The 17,226-nt window shown below is 41.2% G+C and carries 17 protein-coding genes; 8 read left to right on the top strand and 9 right to left on the bottom strand.

Annotation, left to right across the window (positions count from 1 at the left end):
• Positions 1 to 112 precede the first annotated feature (112 nt).
• From H6G79_RS29990 to petJ, 6 genes are all read left to right on the top strand, one after another.
• Positions 113 to 1,021, top strand: coding sequence for an ABC transporter permease subunit (locus H6G79_RS29990; RefSeq protein ID WP_190593867.1), 909 nt, complete (start codon positions 113 to 115; stop codon positions 1,019 to 1,021).
• A gap of 41 nt (positions 1,022 to 1,062) precedes the next feature.
• Positions 1,063 to 1,854 carry a carbohydrate ABC transporter permease gene (locus tag H6G79_RS29985; RefSeq protein WP_199334099.1) on the top strand — a complete coding sequence of 264 codons (792 nt, stop codon included), beginning with the start codon at positions 1,063 to 1,065 and terminating at the stop codon, positions 1,852 to 1,854.
• A 159-nt stretch (positions 1,855 to 2,013) separates the two neighbouring features.
• A complete protein-coding gene (locus H6G79_RS29980) occupies positions 2,014 to 2,280 on the top strand; it encodes a hypothetical protein (RefSeq protein WP_190593871.1) in 267 nt (88 codons plus the stop codon).
• Positions 2,281 to 2,344: 64 nt separating this feature from the next.
• The gene (gene psbV / locus H6G79_RS29975) at positions 2,345 to 2,836 is read left to right on the top strand and encodes a photosystem II cytochrome c-550 (protein ID WP_190593873.1); all 492 of its coding nucleotides are present in this window, start codon (positions 2,345 to 2,347) and stop codon (positions 2,834 to 2,836) included.
• 373 nt (positions 2,837 to 3,209) lie between these two features.
• Entirely contained in the window at positions 3,210 to 3,626 is a 417-nt protein-coding gene (gene petE, locus H6G79_RS29970; RefSeq protein WP_190593875.1) for a plastocyanin, read from the top strand.
• 263 nt (positions 3,627 to 3,889) lie between these two features.
• Complete coding sequence (petJ, locus tag H6G79_RS29965) at positions 3,890 to 4,234, top strand: cytochrome c6 PetJ (protein WP_190593877.1); 345 nt, start codon at positions 3,890 to 3,892, stop codon at positions 4,232 to 4,234.
• 126 nt (positions 4,235 to 4,360) lie between these two features.
• Here petJ and H6G79_RS29960 read toward each other — a convergent pair whose 3' ends face one another.
• From H6G79_RS29960 to H6G79_RS29950, 3 genes are all read right to left on the bottom strand, one after another.
• Positions 4,361 to 7,063 (bottom strand): peptidase domain-containing ABC transporter, encoded by a 2,703-nt coding sequence (locus H6G79_RS29960; protein ID WP_190593879.1) that lies wholly within the window; start codon positions 7,061 to 7,063, stop codon positions 4,361 to 4,363.
• The gene (locus tag H6G79_RS29955; protein ID WP_190593880.1) at positions 7,012 to 7,770 is read right to left on the bottom strand and encodes a peptidylprolyl isomerase; all 759 of its coding nucleotides are present in this window, start codon (positions 7,768 to 7,770) and stop codon (positions 7,012 to 7,014) included. Before H6G79_RS29955 ends, H6G79_RS29960 begins: the two co-directional genes overlap by 52 nt.
• Positions 7,771 to 8,103: 333 nt before the next feature.
• On the bottom strand, positions 8,104 to 8,901 hold the full coding sequence (locus H6G79_RS29950) for a TIGR00297 family protein (protein ID WP_190593882.1): 798 nt from the start codon (positions 8,899 to 8,901) through the stop codon (positions 8,104 to 8,106).
• A gap of 511 nt (positions 8,902 to 9,412) precedes the next feature.
• Here H6G79_RS29950 and H6G79_RS29945 point away from each other — a divergent pair.
• The gene (locus tag H6G79_RS29945; RefSeq protein ID WP_190593884.1) at positions 9,413 to 9,847 is read left to right on the top strand and encodes a VOC family protein; all 435 of its coding nucleotides are present in this window, start codon (positions 9,413 to 9,415) and stop codon (positions 9,845 to 9,847) included.
• A gap of 90 nt (positions 9,848 to 9,937) precedes the next feature.
• Here H6G79_RS29945 and H6G79_RS29940 read toward each other — a convergent pair whose 3' ends face one another.
• A complete protein-coding gene (locus tag H6G79_RS29940; protein WP_190593886.1) occupies positions 9,938 to 10,594 on the bottom strand; it encodes a triacylglycerol lipase in 657 nt (218 codons plus the stop codon).
• Between the two features lie 637 nt (positions 10,595 to 11,231).
• Between H6G79_RS29940 and H6G79_RS29935 the strand changes: the two genes are divergently transcribed.
• The gene (locus H6G79_RS29935) at positions 11,232 to 11,669 is read left to right on the top strand and encodes a hypothetical protein (RefSeq protein WP_190593888.1); all 438 of its coding nucleotides are present in this window, start codon (positions 11,232 to 11,234) and stop codon (positions 11,667 to 11,669) included.
• Positions 11,670 to 11,673: 4 nt separating this feature from the next.
• Here the strand turns inward: H6G79_RS29935 and H6G79_RS29930 are convergent, their stop codons facing one another.
• The 5 genes from H6G79_RS29930 to cofG all read right to left on the bottom strand — a co-directional run bounded on the left by H6G79_RS29930 (position 11,674) and on the right by cofG (position 17,056).
• The gene (locus H6G79_RS29930; protein ID WP_190593890.1) at positions 11,674 to 12,765 is read right to left on the bottom strand and encodes a tol-pal system YbgF family protein; all 1,092 of its coding nucleotides are present in this window, start codon (positions 12,763 to 12,765) and stop codon (positions 11,674 to 11,676) included.
• Positions 12,766 to 12,816: 51 nt separating this feature from the next.
• Positions 12,817 to 13,536, bottom strand: a complete 720-nt coding sequence (locus tag H6G79_RS29925) for a 16S rRNA (uracil(1498)-N(3))-methyltransferase (protein ID WP_190593892.1) — start codon at positions 13,534 to 13,536, stop codon at positions 12,817 to 12,819.
• A gap of 91 nt (positions 13,537 to 13,627) precedes the next feature.
• Complete coding sequence (locus H6G79_RS29920; RefSeq protein ID WP_190593894.1) at positions 13,628 to 14,995, bottom strand: cytochrome P450; 1,368 nt, start codon at positions 14,993 to 14,995, stop codon at positions 13,628 to 13,630.
• A gap of 376 nt (positions 14,996 to 15,371) precedes the next feature.
• Entirely contained in the window at positions 15,372 to 15,866 is a 495-nt protein-coding gene (msrB, locus tag H6G79_RS29915) for a peptide-methionine (R)-S-oxide reductase MsrB (protein ID WP_190593896.1), read from the bottom strand.
• Between the two features lie 224 nt (positions 15,867 to 16,090).
• Positions 16,091 to 17,056: a 7,8-didemethyl-8-hydroxy-5-deazariboflavin synthase subunit CofG gene (gene cofG, locus H6G79_RS29910; protein WP_190593898.1), complete on the bottom strand. Its 966-nt coding sequence runs from the start codon at positions 17,054 to 17,056 to the stop codon at positions 16,091 to 16,093.
• Positions 17,057 to 17,226: the final 170 nt, after the last annotated feature.

The following is a 17,226-nucleotide window of genomic DNA, read 5'->3' as shown; positions in this document are numbered from 1 at the left end:
ACAGTAACTTTCGCCATCATTTCTGAAGAGATTTCGTCAAACGCTACCATAAATAATCATGTACCACCCATCGCTACAACCAGGTTGTACATAATTAAGCGGAGGTGAAATTGTGTGGCAAGTTAGCAAGCAACAGCAAAATATTAGGTGGAATCTGACGGAAAATCTAGCTGGATATCTTTTTCTTGCACCTACGCTGTTGGTTTTGGGTACTTTTGTTGTGTTACCCATTCTCTACGCCGTCTTTCTTTCGCTACATAAAGTACAGCTTCTCGGCGGGATTGAATATCAGTTCATCGGCTTTCGCAATTTCAGCCGCTTAGTTGAAGATGAACGAGTTTGGATAGCTTTGAAAAATACGGCTGAATATGTGGTTATTGTTGTACCGTCACAAACAATTTTGGCTTTAGTTTTGGCGGTAACTCTCAATTCTGGGATTCGGGGAAAAAATTGGTGGCGTATCCTTTATTTTTTACCCACAGTGACTTCTTCCGCAGTGCTGACGCTAATTTTTATGTGGATTTATAACACGGATGGGCTACTGAATGATGTTTTGGCTTTTATGGGTTTACCTACTTATAACTGGTTGGGTGATCCAAATGTGGCACTCAAAGGCATCATGATTATGAATATTTGGTCAACTGCGCCGTTTTATATGGTGATTTATTTGGCGGCGTTGCAAGATATCCCCCAAAAATTATACGAGGCGGCGGAACTGGATGGGGCAAATACTTGGCAGCAGTTTATCTATATCACTATTCCCATACTCCAGCCTGTAACCTTTTTTGTTGTGGCTATTGGCATAATTGGGACTTTTCAGTTATTTGACCAATCTTATATTTTCTCTGGTGGGACTGGCGGGCCGAATAATGCAACTCTGACTTTAGTGTTATTGATTTACCAAGCTGTATTTCGTAATTTACAGATGGGTTATGCTGCTGCGATCGCATTTTTACTGGCATTAGTCATCATCACCATAACTTTAATCCAACGGCGTTTATTTGGAGGCGAAAAAATGTGACTATAATTCCTCGCATTCCTTGGCTCAAATTATTGTTATACATGGTGTTGACACTGTATGCCGTTATTACCCTAATCCCGTTTCTCTGGGCGTTGTCAGCGTCATTTAAACCACTATCAGAGATTGTCAATGGCGGTCATAATTTTATCCCCAAAAATTTTACTTTAGATAATTACACGCAAATATTTTTACAAGAACCCTTATTTTGGCGTTGGTTATTCAACAGTGTGTTTATTGCTGTTAGCGTCACGCTCTTAAACTTGATATTCAACTCAATGGCTGGTTATGCCTTAGCTAGACTGCGCTTTGTTGGGAAAAATTTCTGGTTCTTTTTAATTTTGGCAATTTTAGCAGTACCAGCGCAAATTACCTTGATTCCCACATTTTTGATTTTAAAGGCGATCGCTTGGCTAAATTCTTATCAAGGTATGATTGTGCCGGGGATGGTAAACGCTACTTTTATCTTTATGATGCGGCAATTTTTCGTTAACTTTCCCAGGGAACTAGAAGAAGCCGCGCAATTAGATGGCTTAAATACCTGGGGAATTTTTAGATATATTGTTTTACCTTTAGCCAAACCAGCACTCGCAGCCCAAGCTGTTTTTGTCTTTATGGGTAGTTGGAATAATTTCTTGCTACCTGTCGTGATTTTATTTGACCCCGAAATGTTTACCTTACCTTTAGGCTTAAACACATTTAAAGGTCTATACATCAGCTATTGGAACTACATCATGGCAGCTTCGATGATTTTTACCCTACCAGCTTTAGGTATATATGCTTTCCTCAACCGCTACTTTATTCAAAGCGCCACCTTTACAGGCGGGAAAGGATAACCTGAGTCAATATACTCATAACTGTCTCCCTTGTCTCCCCTGTCCCCCTATCTCCCAAACATCCTCACCCTGCTCCAAATTTTGGGCAACAAATTGCACTCCTAACGTGATATTGGTATTACAGCGACTTAATCTCTATTTGTTAGTTAACCAAACATTATGGGTTTTGCAGGTCTACCGATCGCAGAGATAGCAACACACTACAGTATGACTGTGGGGCAAGTGTTTTCTCTGGATAACCAATTGAGAACTGCCTATAAATGCCACAAGGCTCATTGGGCGTTAGAAAATGCAAAAGCAATTATGGCGCAAACATCGTCTGAAATTCACCAGCAAGATATTAGCGACTCGGTGAGTGATACCAGAGTCACCTTGTGGGCGATTTCAGGCTGGAGCGAATTTTTAACAACATATAACAACCGTTAGCGACACAGAGATTGAGTATCGCATTATTTAGCTGTGTTGAGCGTCAAAATTTTTAAGGGGAAACATGTTTAGAAGATTAATTGGCGTTGTTGTGGTTACTGTTTTACTGACATTTCAGTTGATGGTCGGTGCTGCTTCAGCAGTGGAACTAGACGAAGCTACCAGAACAGTGCCATTAAATGACAAGGGTGATACCGTTGTTCTTAGCCTCAAACAAGTTAAAGAAGGCAAACGTTTATTTCAATACGCTTGCGCTCAATGTCATGTAGGTGGCGTTACCAAAACCAACCAAAACGTAGGTCTAGAACCAGAAGCACTAGCATTGGCTACACCAAACCGCAACAACATTGAAGGTTTGGTAGATTACATAAAAAATCCCACCACTTATGACGGGGAAGAGGAAATCTCTGAATTACACCCCAGTCTCAAGAGTGCAGATATTTTCACAACAATGCGAAATCTGACCGAAGACGATTTGGTAGCCATAGCTGGTCACATCCTCCTGCAACCTAAAGTCGTAGGTACCAAGTGGGGCGGTGGCAAAATATATTACTAAACCTCAGTCATAATTGCTGAGTATTGGGGAATTAGATACTGGGAAGAAACAAGCATGTAAGGATGAAGGATGAAGTATGAAATTTTACTTCTACTCTTTAAGCTTAATTCTGCAATCTTGATACTTCACAGTGACTAATTCCCAATCTCTATAATTTTTTAAGAATTAAAACTGATTTTTGGGATTTTTTTACTTGACGGAAAGGCTATTTAGTGTATAGAAATCAGAGTTATTTCTGATTTTGAGATTGCTGAATATTAATTTATGACCCGATAAATAAAATAAATTGGATCTACGACATATTGTCAAACTTTGGCGTTGATTTTATTTAAAATGAGATAGGGACTATAAAACCATCTGTTAGGAGAAAGTCATGAAATTGATTGCGGCAAGTCTGAGACGCTTGAGCCTAGCTGTGTTGACCATGATTTTAGTTGTCAGCAGCTTTGCTATTTTTACACCTTCAGCCTCTGCTGAAACCCACCAAATCAAGTTGGGTAGCGATAAAGGAATGCTGGCATTTGAACCCAGCAAGGTAACAGTGAAGCCCGGCGATACAATTGAATGGGTAAACAACAAAGTTCCTCCCCATAACGTTGTCTTTGATGCGGCTCTCAACCCTGCTAAGAGTGCAGATTTAGCTAAATCTCTGTCTCACAAACAGATGTTAATGAGTCCTGGTCAAACACAAACAACCACCATCCCAGCTGATGCACCTGCTGGTGATTACACCTTCTATTGCGAACCCCATCGTGGTGCCGGTATGGTTGGCCACATCATTGTTCAATAGTAGAAATAGCACTGGCGAAACTAGATAATTTTCTAGCTCTTCAGGAAAATTGACAAACTAAGAAACGCCACAGCCTGGCGCATACAACAAATCAACTAATAGCGGTGACGAGTTTGATTTCCACCCAAAATGCTCAACAGCGCCCAGCGATGTTTAGAGATTGACTCGTCACCGCTAATTTTATTTAAATGTAAAACTGATAAAATGTAGCAGTCAAAGTATAGATGAGAACTCTATTTAGGCGCTAGAGTCTGGAGAATAACTTGAGAAGACTGTTATTAATTTTATTTCTAGCGATCGCGCTCTTCCAATTAACATTTACTTATCCAGCACTAGCCGCCGAAACTTCCAACGGTGCCAAAATCTTTAGTGCCAATTGCGCTTCTTGTCACATAGGTGGCGGTAATATTCTCGTTTCCGAAAAAACCTTAAACAAAGAAGCACTATCAAAATACTTGGCAGACTATAACACCGACTCCCTTCAGGCAATTATTCATCAAATCCAAAATGGCAAAAATGCCATGCCATCCTTCAAAAACAAGTTAACACCTGAAGAAATTTTGGATGTCGCTGCTTACGTCTTTCAAAAAGCCGAACAAGGTTGGTAGATGTGAAAAAGAGGCTAGGGACTAGTACAACAAGGCAAAAGTAGAAAGAAAGAGTTTTTATACCACAAGATTTTTACTCTAGGAATTAAAATCTTTGCCTTTTACCTTTTGCCTTTTGCTTTTTACCTACACATTAGCCTGTTGACGCTGATAAAGAGACCAATACAAACCCTTCTGCTGTAAAAGTTGCGTGTGAGTACCCCTTTCCGCAATTACGCCTTTCTCCATTACCAAAATTAAATCAGCCCGCTTAAGTGGTGCAAAGCGATGAGCAATCAAAAACACTGTGCGATTTTCGGAAACTTTTTGGAGGTTTTGGAGTACTTGTTGTTCGGTTTCACTATCTAAAGCACTTGTCGCTTCATCCAAAATTAAAATTGGAGCATCGGATAAAAACAAGCGTGCTAAAGCAATCCTTTGGCGCTGTCCACCAGATAAAGCTGTACCTCTCTCTCCCACATTCGTCTCATAACCGAATGGCAATTGACTGATAAAATCATGGGCTACAGCTAATCTCGCAGCTTCTACTACCTGTTCCGCCGTAATATTGGGATTGCCCAAGGTAATATTTTCTAAAATCGAACCATTAAACAAAAAGTCCTCTTGCAAAACAACGCTAATTTGTTGCCTTAGTGATGCCAAATCAGCACTCTTAATATCAAAACCATCAATTAAGATGCGTCCCGATTCAATTTGATACAATCGCTGCAACAGCTTGGACAGGGTACTTTTACCCGAACCACTACGTCCGACTATGCCAATAAACTGCCCTGGCTGGACATCAAACGTAATGCCGCGTAACACTGGTTCAGTATGGGCTTGGTAACGGAAAAATACCTGTTCAAAATTTACTTGCCCTTTTAATGCGGGTAAAACTAATCCTGTGCCTGGTTCAGCTTCTGGGGCTGTGTTGAGAATATCACCAATTCTATCGACAGAGAGTAATACTTGTTGGAGATTTTGCCACAGTTGTACCAACCGCAATAGTGGTGCTGTCACCCGTCCCGATAACATTTGAAAAGCTACCAACTGACCAATTGTTAATTGTTGGTCAATTACCAATTTTGCGCCCACCCAAAGAATCAGTAAAGTCGAAAAATTCGTGAGAAAGTCACCAATATTACTACTGATATTTGATGTAGTCGAGGCTTTGAAACCAGTACGAATAAATCGGGCAAATAAACCTTCCCAACGTTCCCGCGCCACTGGTTCAGCCGCATGGGCTTTCACAGAATGAATGCCTGTAATTGTCTCTACCAAAAACGATTGACTGTCTGCACTGCGGTTAAAGGTTTCGTTTAGCCAGTTGCGTAAAATTGGCGTGGAAACAATTGTTAAAGTGGCAAACAATGGCAACACTGCCAAAGCGACAAAAGTTAAAGGGATGTTGTAGTAAAACATCAATGCCAAATAAACAACGGCAAAGATGCTGTCGAGAATTACTGTTAAAGCTGTACCTGTGAGAAATTGCCGGATTTGTTCGAGTTCTTGAACACGGGCAACAGTATCACCCACCCGCCGCGATTCAAAGTAAGCTAACGGCAAGCGCATCAGGTGGCGAAATAGCTGCGCCGACAAGCTTAAATCTAAGCGCCTAGCTGTATGGGTAAAGATGAAGAGGCGTAAAGTACCCAGCATCGCCTCAAAGCAAGCAATTAACAATAAAGCTATAGCCATCACATCCAAGGTGGGCAAGCTTTCTTGCACCATCACCTTATCGATGATGACTTGAGTAATGAGGGGTGTACCTAACCCAAACAGTTGTAATGTTAAGGATGCCAGTAAAACTTCCCCTAATAATCCCTTGTATTTCCAGACAGCCGGAATAAACCAACTGAGGTTGAACTTTTCATGTTTATTAATCAGTTCTACTTGCCACAGTTGCCCATCCCATACAGCTTCGACAATTGATTGGGGCAGAGTTTCACAGATTTGCCCTGGATTTAAGGGATTCGCCACAATTAAGCGGGAGCCTTTGATGGCGTAAACCACTACCCAACTTGCTTGGGATTGATTTTCGTTTTGCCATAACATCAAAGCCGGAAAGGAAAGTTTGGGTAGTTCTTCCCAACTCACTTGGAGTCGTCGCAATACTAGTCCGAGTTTTTCGCCAGCTTCGACGATTTGTTTGGGGTTTTGTCCGCGCAGTTGGCGCTGTACCCATTCTAGTTGCACTGGGTTGTCTAGGTGTTGCGCCACCATTGTCAGACAGGCGGCGGCGGTATTACCGTGGGCAATAAAAGGATAATTGGAGTTATCTGGAGTGCGGTTGAGTAATTCTTGGAGAGTTGGCGGCTGAGTTTCGGGACTAATAGTTGTGGCTGGTAGGGGCAGTTGTGGTTCGAGGCTGGGTTGGGGTTCAGAATTGCTGGGTGCGGCGGCGGCTGGGAAACCAGAGAAGAACTGTTCAATTTCGGGAGTGCTAAATTCTGTCCACAGCGAACTGTCCCAACAAGCCACGATGACTTCTTTACTGGCGGCTATGGCTTTGCAGTCTAATGCGATTTTGTAGAGGTCGCCGAACCAATCTCCTGTTTGTAAAGCAGCGATCGCTTTGCTATCTTGTTCTTGTCTGAGCCTGACTTTACCTGAGACTATGTAGTATTGGTAGCCGCGTTTTTGCGTTGACCAGATTTTTTCTCCTAATTGGTAACGATGGATAACTAACTGATTACGTAATCTGGCTTGTTGTTCGCTACTTAGCCAACATAAAGGCCCTTGCTGCCAAGGTATTTCTGCTATAGCGTTGATTTCTAAAGATTCATGATCCAGATTTGTTAACCCATCTGTAATTTCACTGTTAGCTTTTGAATTTTCTCTGCTAGCCATTTTTCAAATAACTCATTTTGTAATGCTTGTTGGAGTTGAGTATCTTCTAAAGACGCTGGCAGAAATTGTTCGACTCGAAACAAACCATAACGTCCTTCTAGTTCTATTGGCCCCACCAATTGTCCAGAACTAGCAACATCAATCGCTGCCCGCAATGTATCTGGCATGGTGCCACGGCTGATTGCTCCCATCATGCCGTTCATTATGCGATCGTCTGTTAGGGAATATTCTCTGGCTAGTTGTTCAAAGTTGGCTCCTTCTTCGATTTGGGTTCTGAGTTCTTCGCAAAGTTCTTGATTATCAACAATAATGCGAGAAATGACGACGCGATCTAAATAAATTTTTCTTTCAATAAAGTATTCGGGAATGTGAGGTTGTGTAACTAATGTTTTAAGTTTTTCTAATTTGAAACCTAATGTAATTGATCTATGAAATGTTTCATAATCTGTACCATTTGTTTGTAACCATTCTTGAAAAGTTTGGGGTTGCGTGAGTTGATTTTTTAAACGAAAGTCAATAACTGCTTGTTCGGTTAAGGCTGGATTGATATCTAAATCATCTCTAGTTTGGATTTCTTGCTCAATCACATACTGCCGGAGAATGTCGCCAATCAACTGGGATAATTTGCCGGAAGCTTGGAGATATTTTACTGCCTGTGTGATTGGGAGTGGATGATCATTTATTGACAGAAATGATAAAGATTCCATGAAATAACTCAAGAAAAACAGCTAAAAGTTCATAATTCCGAGAGATGGGAAACAAGATTCAGACCGATTGAGTGGCTGAAAGTTAGACAGAGACTACAATTCCCCATTCAAAATCTCAAATCCAAAATAGTATTGAAGAAGGCAGTGGTTCGGCTTCGCTCACCAACCGGAGGCAGGAGGCAGATTCAACCCGCCTCTCATCTTTCGTGTAACATCCCATAGGGGAGACCGCCAAATCTCAGATGATGGCGGGAGACTTAAACTCAAATGGGCGTGGCAAAAAGGCTTTACCTTTGATTAAAAATCTGCCCTTTTGCCTTTTTCCTTGTTGTACTAGCCGATCGCAATTTTCCACAACCAAGCAAAAATTATGGCAGCGATCGCACCAATTAATGTATTTAAAATATTGACCAGTTCATTTGTTAGCCAAGCATATTTAGATTGCAGTGTGGCTCCAATGACACTTTCTAAATTGGTAGCAATGAACGCTGCGAAGATGCACCAAACAACCCCTAATAAGTCTATTAATCCTACTGCCCAGCCTACCAAGGCGATCGCGATCGATGCCACCACACCCGCTAAGGTTCCTTCTAAACTAACTGCGCCTTCTGTACCACGGGGGACTGGTTGGAGTGTGGTAATCAAAAAAGTCCTTTGCCCATAAGCTTTCCCTACTTCGCTGGCGGATGTATCAGATAGCTTGGTGCTAAAACTTGCCACATAGCCCAACAACAGCAAAGATACAGGATTGGGAACTAAAGATTGGGGATCAGATATCAACCATCCCGAATTGATTACCCCTACACCCAAAGCACATAACGCCGCCGTTAAGGCTGAACCCCAGACATTTTCCGGGCCTCTGGCACCAGAACGCTTTTCGGCTATACCTTGGGCTTCTTTCTCTGCCATACCGATGCGCGTCACGCCTGAACCCACTAGGAAATAAAATCCCACTACTAAGTATCCTTGCCAACCCAACGTTCCCCAAACGATGACACCCAATATCCCAGCATGAAATATACCTGCTGGAGTCAGCAGCTTTTTAGGAGCGATCGCAACTAAACCCAATAAAACGGTGTTTAATCCTACTCCCACTAACCAGGGATTCGCAGAGTCAAGTAAAGGTAACATTAGCAGTGAATCACAAGTAATGTTGTCATTGCCAGCATACCAACAGAATAGCTAATTTTAAACCTGAGATGTTATACCTCATTCTGTAATTCTAAAAGTGCATAGATTCTCTTACTTTTACTATTAGGGAGAGAAAAAACAGGCAAGATTTTGAGCGAAAACAGGGGCTAGAGGCGAGAGGTTAGAGGCTAGTACAACAAGGCAAAAGTCAAAAGGCAAAAGTCAAAAGAAAGAATAACGATACCACAAGCCTTTTAGCAATTTCTTATGGTCACTGAGCGTACTTGTACTGAGCGCAGCCGAAGTAGCCGAAGTGTGGTCTGTTTATTTACGCCGACCTGTATTAGTAAATCATATTGAGGACTTACGCCTTACTTACCATTTTCTTGTTCCAGTCCATAAATATCGCTAACAGCATATAAGTAACAGCAATATAAAACTGTGTTCCAATTAACCACAAACAAGTTTTCAGGGCATAAATTGTAGATAGCAACTACAAACAATGCCTGTTATGAATAAACCTATATTTCATTTAGCTTTTCCTGTGAGTGATATCCAACAGGCAAAAGCCTATTATGTCGATGGTTTGGGCTGTATTCCGGGACGGGAAAACCCCCATGCTTTGATTCTCAATCTTTACGGACATCAACTGGTAGCACACACTACCAAGGAACCTTTAACAAGACAACGGACGATATATCCTAGACACTTTGGTTTAATCTTTCCCCAAGAAAGTGACTGGGAAAGTTTGTTAACAACAGCATACAAGCACCAACTATTTTTTCGAGAAGAAGCTAAAAATCGCTTTGTGGGTTCGCCTTTAGAACATCGGACTTTCTTTTTAGAAGATCCTTTTTATAATTTGCTGGAGTTTAAATATTACCGCTACCCAGAGGCGATTTTTGGGAGTTATGAGGAGTATACCCAAATTGGCGATCGCTCTTAAATTAGGACTTACGTATGAAAACGAAAATTCAAGGTTTGGTTCAGGGTGTAAGGGTGTAAGGGTGTAGGTATTCAAAACCACCCTTACACCCTATACCCTTTCACCCCTAAACCCAGTCTCCACCGACAATTTTTGTGAGTAATTCCTAATTGGTTCGGCTAAGGCTGTGGCGACGGCGGCTAAACTCCTAGAATCAGTTAACATCCAAGGATGAGATGCTGCGGGGATAATTACCTCTGTACCTACGGGCATTTGGGAACTGTTGGCTGGGACAATCATCAAATCATAAGGTGTCCAAATAGATGTAAAGTTCAACTGCTTTAACATCACAGCATCAGAATTTAAATCCTTGAGGAATTTACTGTGAGTACGCATTTGTACACAACCAGGCCGCCAAGAACCATAAGCAATATAAGTTCCATGATGAGGTGATGAGATAGTAATCAAGCGTTGCACGCGCTCAATACCTCCCAGTCGTTGGACATAATAACGACTGACAAGGCCTCCCATACTGAAACCGACTATATCTAGTTTCTGTTCTGGCTCAAAGGTCTCGGCTATGTAGTTAGCTACTTGCTGCGCTAACACATCAAGACCAACTACGCCATTATTCGGTACTAAATTCAGAGCATATACAGACCAACCTTTCGCCTGTAAATAACTTCTCATTTTGCGGAATACTGCTTCTGTATCTCCAATCCCGTGTATTAACAAAACTGGGTTGTATTGCTGATTAGTTGAGTTCATTGCCGGGTTTGCTTGCATAGTTCTGTCAAAAATCTAGCTAAGTTATGTTGCTATCTGTGAATTAGTTATGACACTCAGGTCACTGGCTAGAGGTTAGAGGCTGGGGGCTGGAGGTTAGGGGCTAGTACAACAAGGCAAAAGTAAAAGGTCAAAAGGAAAAAGAAAGAGTAGTGATACCACAAGCCTTTTAGCAATTCCTTATGGTCACTGAGCGCCGTCGAAGTGTGGTCTGTTTATTTCCGCCGACCTGTACTAGTGTTTTTAGCATTCGGTATTCATCAGACAATCTCAGAACCGAACATCACAAAAGAATATTCCCCACTCCCTATTCCCTATTCCCCACTCCCAACTCTCTATTCCCCACTCTCGCAGAGTACTATTAAATTTTATTAAGCAAGCTTTCATAATCTTGCTTATGGTAACGGTAAGATTTAATAATGAGTCTTGATAGATACAGGCTGCAAGTGCCTGTAAAATCAAGAACATTTGCTCTGTAGTCTTACGCCAGTGTTACTCAAACACTCAACTATCAAGCTAGTCAAAGTCATAGTACGGCGCAAAGAAATGTAGCATTAAGCTGCAATTTTTAACATTACGGTCAGATTTACAGAAATTATAGAAGGCAGGAGAAATTCTAATGTTCGGTTTTATCAAAAATTTAATCGCTGGGATTTTAGGTTTCTTTACAGGTTTGCTCGGTGGTAAGAAAAAAAATGGTGGCTACTACCTGCAATTAGATGAAAGTGGGGCAGAAGTCAAACCAACACCAAAACCCGCAGAATCACCAAAACCAGTAGCTACTTCCAACGGTAACAAAGCAACAGCAGCACCTGAGCCAGCCAAAAAACCTGCGGCTAAGGCGGTCAAAGCATCCCAAAATGGCAAAGCTGCACCTGCTGAACCAGAAAAAGCGCCTGCAACTGCTGTAGCTGCGAAGAAAGAACCAACAGAAACCACGTTTGCACCTAAATATCTAGCTCCTTCTGGTGCTTCTAATGGTCGTCGTCGTCCAGGGGCAAATATGAGTTCTTTCTTAGATATGGCCAGTCAAGTGAAAACTCCTAACCAAGCTTAGTGATTTAATTTTGACTGTCAGCGATCGCCAAGCATTTATTAAACACCAATCCGCTATACAACTGAAAAGCTGCATCCCAATTCGTCGGTTCTCGACGCATTAAATTGATATTGGGTGTGATATTGCGTAACATTTCCGTTTGATCTAGAATCGTCTCCGCAAAAGGTGTGAAATCTGACCAAAGCTTCACTTGTGGCAGATGCTGTTCTAGCCAGTTAATTACTTTATTCCAGTTAATGCGGATAGTATTTTGACTAGCTAGAGCAGCAATTTCTACACCTTGTTGGAAATCATAACTTTGATCAGACAGTCGCAGAATGCAACGCCGCCCAGGTAAATGTAGATCACAAAATTGAGCGTAATCTTGAGTTTGAGTTTTTCGCTCTAGCTTATGGCGTGCATTAACATCGACAACTTCTTCAAAAATTGGTAATAGTCCCGCGACTCTGGCTTGTACTTCTGACCAATTAAAAGTCAGAGAACCGAGTTGATGAGTTTGGTTACGACAAACAACCGTCGCTTGTGTACCAGATTCCGAAAAATATTCAACTTGATAAATTTGTATTTGTTGAACTGCACTAATTGTTGACCAAAAGCAAGGGATTCCGGCTTTTTGTAGCTGTTCACCATAAAATTTTAATTCTCCTACTCGGCCATAACGATAGACTCTCCAACTGCGGCTGGGGAGAATTAGTCTGGCTGTATAGGTGTCTAGCTGCATAATCTGAGCAAATTGCGCTGCAACTGTTGACTTTTCTTGACTAGTCAAAGGCTCTAAAACAAGTATCCCTGGCTCATTACTGTTGGGTTCGGCTGTGGCTTTAGCAATGGCGCGTTGTCGTTGTTCTTGTTCAACTTCTTTGAGGCGTTGTAAACCTTGGCGTGCTTGCGAAACTATTTTAGAGTTGGTTGTACTCCGCAATAACTGACGATAAATTTTTTCTGCATCTTGTTGTTTATGAGATACTTCGTAAAGTCTGGCAATGTAAAACTGCACCCAAGGATCATCCGGTGATTCCTTTGACAACTGCTGGAGTAGTTTAGCAGCAGTGTGATAATCTTTACGGTCAAAAGCGATCGCAACTCGCTCAATCATATTTTATTTCCCTGCATCCTGCGTTGAGTTTTGGAAGCGGCTTATTATCATTTATACTTCACAGGCTGCGGTAACTAAGGATAAAGCAACGATGGGTGCAGTGACGGCGCGGAGAACTCGACGACCGAGAGATACAGCTTGAAAACCAGAAGCGATCGCATTTGCAATTTCTGGTTCTGTCCATCCACCTTCGGGGCCTGTAGCAATAATTAGTTCGCTGTCATTTGTTCTTTGTTCTTTGTTTGGTAAGCAATGTAGAAGGTGAGGATAGTTACCCCGTGCTTCACAGATATACTTATGACCATTAACTGTTGACAAAGCCTCACTCAAAGCCACTGGTTCTAAAATTGTGGGGACAAAAGCGCGTTCCGATTGTTCAGCCGCTTCAGCTGCAATCCGCCGCCAACGTTCGAGTTTTTGCGGACTGGGGTGAAGAAGAGTGCGATCGCTAATCACCGGAGCAATACAAGTTACGCCAATTTCCGTACAGCAGCGTACAACTTCATCAAAACCACTACCTTTAGGCAATGCCATCATCAGTGTAATTGTTACAGGTAATTCTGTAGTTACGGAAAGAGTTTCTAAAACCTGGGCTTGTTTTCCTGTTAATTGTGTTAACCACCATTTACCCATACCATCCATCGCAATAAAGCGATCGCCCTCACGCAAACGCAAGACTCGCCCTAGATAATGTAGTTGTTGGGGTGTCAGTAAAATTTGGTCTTGTTGAAATTGAGCAGGTGCGATCGCTATTCTTTGTAGTTGAGCCATGCTATTTTGTGAACAGAGAAAACAGGCAACAATCTGTGTCATCCATTATTGATGCTAAACTTTTCCCTGAAAAGCAACTAACAATAAACTGTTACCTGTTACCTGTTACCTTTTCCCTCTCCCGAAGAGATTTGATTTCCACCTTCAGTCCATTTTCAGGACGTAACGTAATAGAAGGCTGCGGTACAATGGAGTGTCCTGGTACTAAATCTATTTGGAAGCTTTGAGCAATAGTCGCTAATAATAAAGCCGCTTCCATCTGCGCGAAACCTTTACCAATACAAATTCTCGGCCCATCACCAAAAGGAAAATATACTCCTTTGGGTAGTTGTTTGTCTAACTCTTCTGTCCAACGTTCGGGTTGGAAAGCTTCTGGATTCTCGAAATATTTTGGATGACGGTGCATTACCCATTGGCTAATCATAATTGATGTCCCTTGGGGAATTTCGTAATCGCCAATTTGAGTATCTACTGCGGCTTCTCGCCCCATCAGCGATACAGGAGGATATAACCGCATTGATTCTTTGATGACTTGCTGTGTATAAACCAACTTACTTAAGTCTTCTAATGTTGGTAACTTTCCTTGCAAAACTTGATCAAGTTCTGATTTTAATTTTTCTCGAACTTCAGGATTTTGTGCCAAAAGCATCCATGTCCAAGATAAAGTATTGGCTGTAGTTTCATGACCTGCCAACATTAAGGTAGCAACTTCATCCCGCAGTAATTTATCATCCATTTGTTGACCTGTTTGTTCATCTTTTGCTTCCATTAACATCGACAACAAATCATGAGTTTTTTTCTGGCTATGGCGACGTTCTTGAATCAGTTGATAAATCGCTTCATTCATTGCGGTAATAGCACGACGATAATTGATGTTTTCTGGTCTAGGAAACCACTCCCACACCAAAAAATTCTGCTTACGCTTACTCTCAAACCAGTTCATTGCGACATCTAGTGCATTAGCGACAACCTTAGCCTCGCCTGCATCCACCTCCGCACTAAATATGCACTTCATCACAATTTCTAACGTCAACTGCATCATCTCTGCATGAATATCACGAATTTCGCCATCATTCCAGGTTTGTAACATTTGGTTGGCGTAATCCACCATAATTTGGCTATATCCATTAATTCGTTTTTGGTGAAATACTGGTTGTGCAAGACGACGTTGCCAAAACCAAGATTCTCCTTCTGTTGTTAATAAACCTTCTCCTAAAAGAGTTTTTAAACTACGTAAGCCTCGGCTTTTAATAAAATCGTGACGATTTTTGAGAACTTCTTCTATGTAGTCAGGATTAGTTACTAAACAAGCAGGTGTTAACCCCAACTGTAGAGGAATAATATCACCATAATCACGACAACGGCTGAGAAAACCTAATGGGTCTTGTCCCAGTTCTAGTAAATGACCAACAATAGAATTAACTGGTGGTGCTGATAACTCAAATACATCTTTAGACATATAAAAAATCTCTGGCAGTTTGTATCTCTCCAAGAAGATTAGTACAGTTGCTGTATAAGAGTCTTCCTGATAAAGATAGATTTAGCTATATCTGTAGACAGAAAAATATCTCACTGCTGAGAAGTCTAAAATCTTGTTTTTTTAAGTACATTATAAATCTGTTAATTACTGCGCTTCGCGCACCACACAAATAGATTCATGAATTAAACAGTATTCCTATAGTTAGAGTTAGTATGAGACAGAAATACAATACATAAGTATAGTTTGAGAAAAAATCAAGTCATTTTTAATAATTTGTCAGAAAGAAGAAGCCCAGTTTTTCTGAAAACTGGGCTTTTGGGTTTTTAAATGATCAAAATGATCGCATCTTTACTAATTAAGCCGGAATAAATTTTAACGCCACACCATTCATACAATAACGTTGACCTGTAGGCGCAGGGCCATCAGGAAATACATGGCCTAAATGTCCACCACAGCGACGACAATGAACTTCTGTGCGGGTCATAAATAATGAACGATCTACAGTAGTGGCGATCGCTCCTTCAATTGGTTGAAAGAAACTTGGCCAGCCAGTACCACTATTAAATTTGGTATCAGATGTAAACAGTGGTAAGTCACAAGCCGCACACACATAAGTACCTTCTGCATACAGCTTATCCAGGGAACTAGTAAAAGCCCGTTCAGTTCCATGTTTACGCAAAACACGAAACTGTTCTGGTGTTAAAATACTGCGCCATTCATCTTCAGATTTGGTAATTTCAAATTCAGTGTTAGAACTTGTCACGATTTCTGTCCTCGGATTAATAAACTGGGATAATAAGGCTGCACCTGTTAATACGGCGCTTGCTTCTAAAAAATAGCGTTTTTTCATATATTTATTATTAGTTTTTGCTTAATTAACTTTTTGGATAGGAAATTTTTATTTGTAAAATAACTGATTACTGATGATATCCATCTGATTTAGATTTTTGGCTGTGACCTATTTTATGGACTAACAATATATTTTTAATACTATCGGAAAATTTACCATACTATGTCAAACTTTACCGAATAAATCGACAAATATTCACTTTTTTGTTCTTGTAAAAGAATAGCCTAGGCTAAAATCTTCCGCCAGTGATTCACAGCTATTTGCAATTCTTTCGCTAACCAACTATCAAACTGCGGATACACAGGTAAACGTGGTAATAACTCCCACCCCGTAGGTTGTAAAATTTCTGTCAACTCTTGTTCCTGAATATGTGGATAATCAGGATTCACTTCATCTATCGGCCCTATCCCACCTAAATCCCTCGCACCAGCTTCAATACAAGCCAGTAACCATTGCTCATCTTTAACTAAATTTGGCGGGATTTGAATTGTAATCTCTGGCGGTAAAATTTGACGTGCTTTGCTAATAACTGCTGGTAATTGATGGGGGTCAAATGGTGGTGCATCAAATATTTGCTGTTTCCCTGGACTATGAGGTTGCAAAATCACTTCTTGAATGTGATGGTAGCGTTGATGAATATGAGATATGGCTGCTAAGGTTGTCCACCAATCATCTGCGGTTTCGCCAATTCCTAAAAGTAAACCAGTGGTGAAGGGAATTTGCAATTCTCCCGCCCATTGTAATTGTTGCAGTCTCAGTTCTGCAACTTTACTAGGTGCGTAGCGATGTACAGTCTTCAACAAAGCTGGTGTTAACTGTTCCAACATCAAACCCATTGAGACATTAACATTTTTTAATTGTCGCATTTCTGCAAAACTCAGTGGCCCGGCGTTAGTGTGCGGTAAAAAACCCATCGCCAATGCTGATGCACACAAATCATAAATTCGTTGAAACCATGCCTGACGCTGTGGCGAATTGGGATGTACTTCACCACTAAGGATCAGAATTTCACAGACTTTCTCATTTTTAAGTCGTTTTAAGATTTCCTCTGCGGCTGATAGCGTTAGCCAAGGACTTTCGCCAGGGTTAGTACGAAAGTTGCAGTAGGCGCAGCGATTGAAGCACTCGTAGGTTGGAACGATTGTGTAAGCTGGGCTGTAGGTAACAATGGCAGAATTGGCATTGGTCATAAAATAGAATTTATTAAAGAATTGTAAACGTATCAATTTACCGCACAACCCTGACTGTAACTAGGTATCAGAGCTTTCTACAGGCTAAGTTAAAAATTTTTCCTCAGATTACTTTACAAAACGCAATGTTTACCTTTAAGATATGTAACAACAGGTAAAAACACCTGAAA

The sequence above is a fragment of the Anabaena sp. FACHB-83 genome (assembly GCF_014697485.1).
In the GTDB taxonomy this organism is placed as follows: Bacteria; Cyanobacteriota; Cyanobacteriia; order Cyanobacteriales; family Nostocaceae; genus Nostoc_B.
Note: the sequence above shows the minus strand (reverse complement) of the source record. Positions and strands in the feature narration are given on the sequence as shown.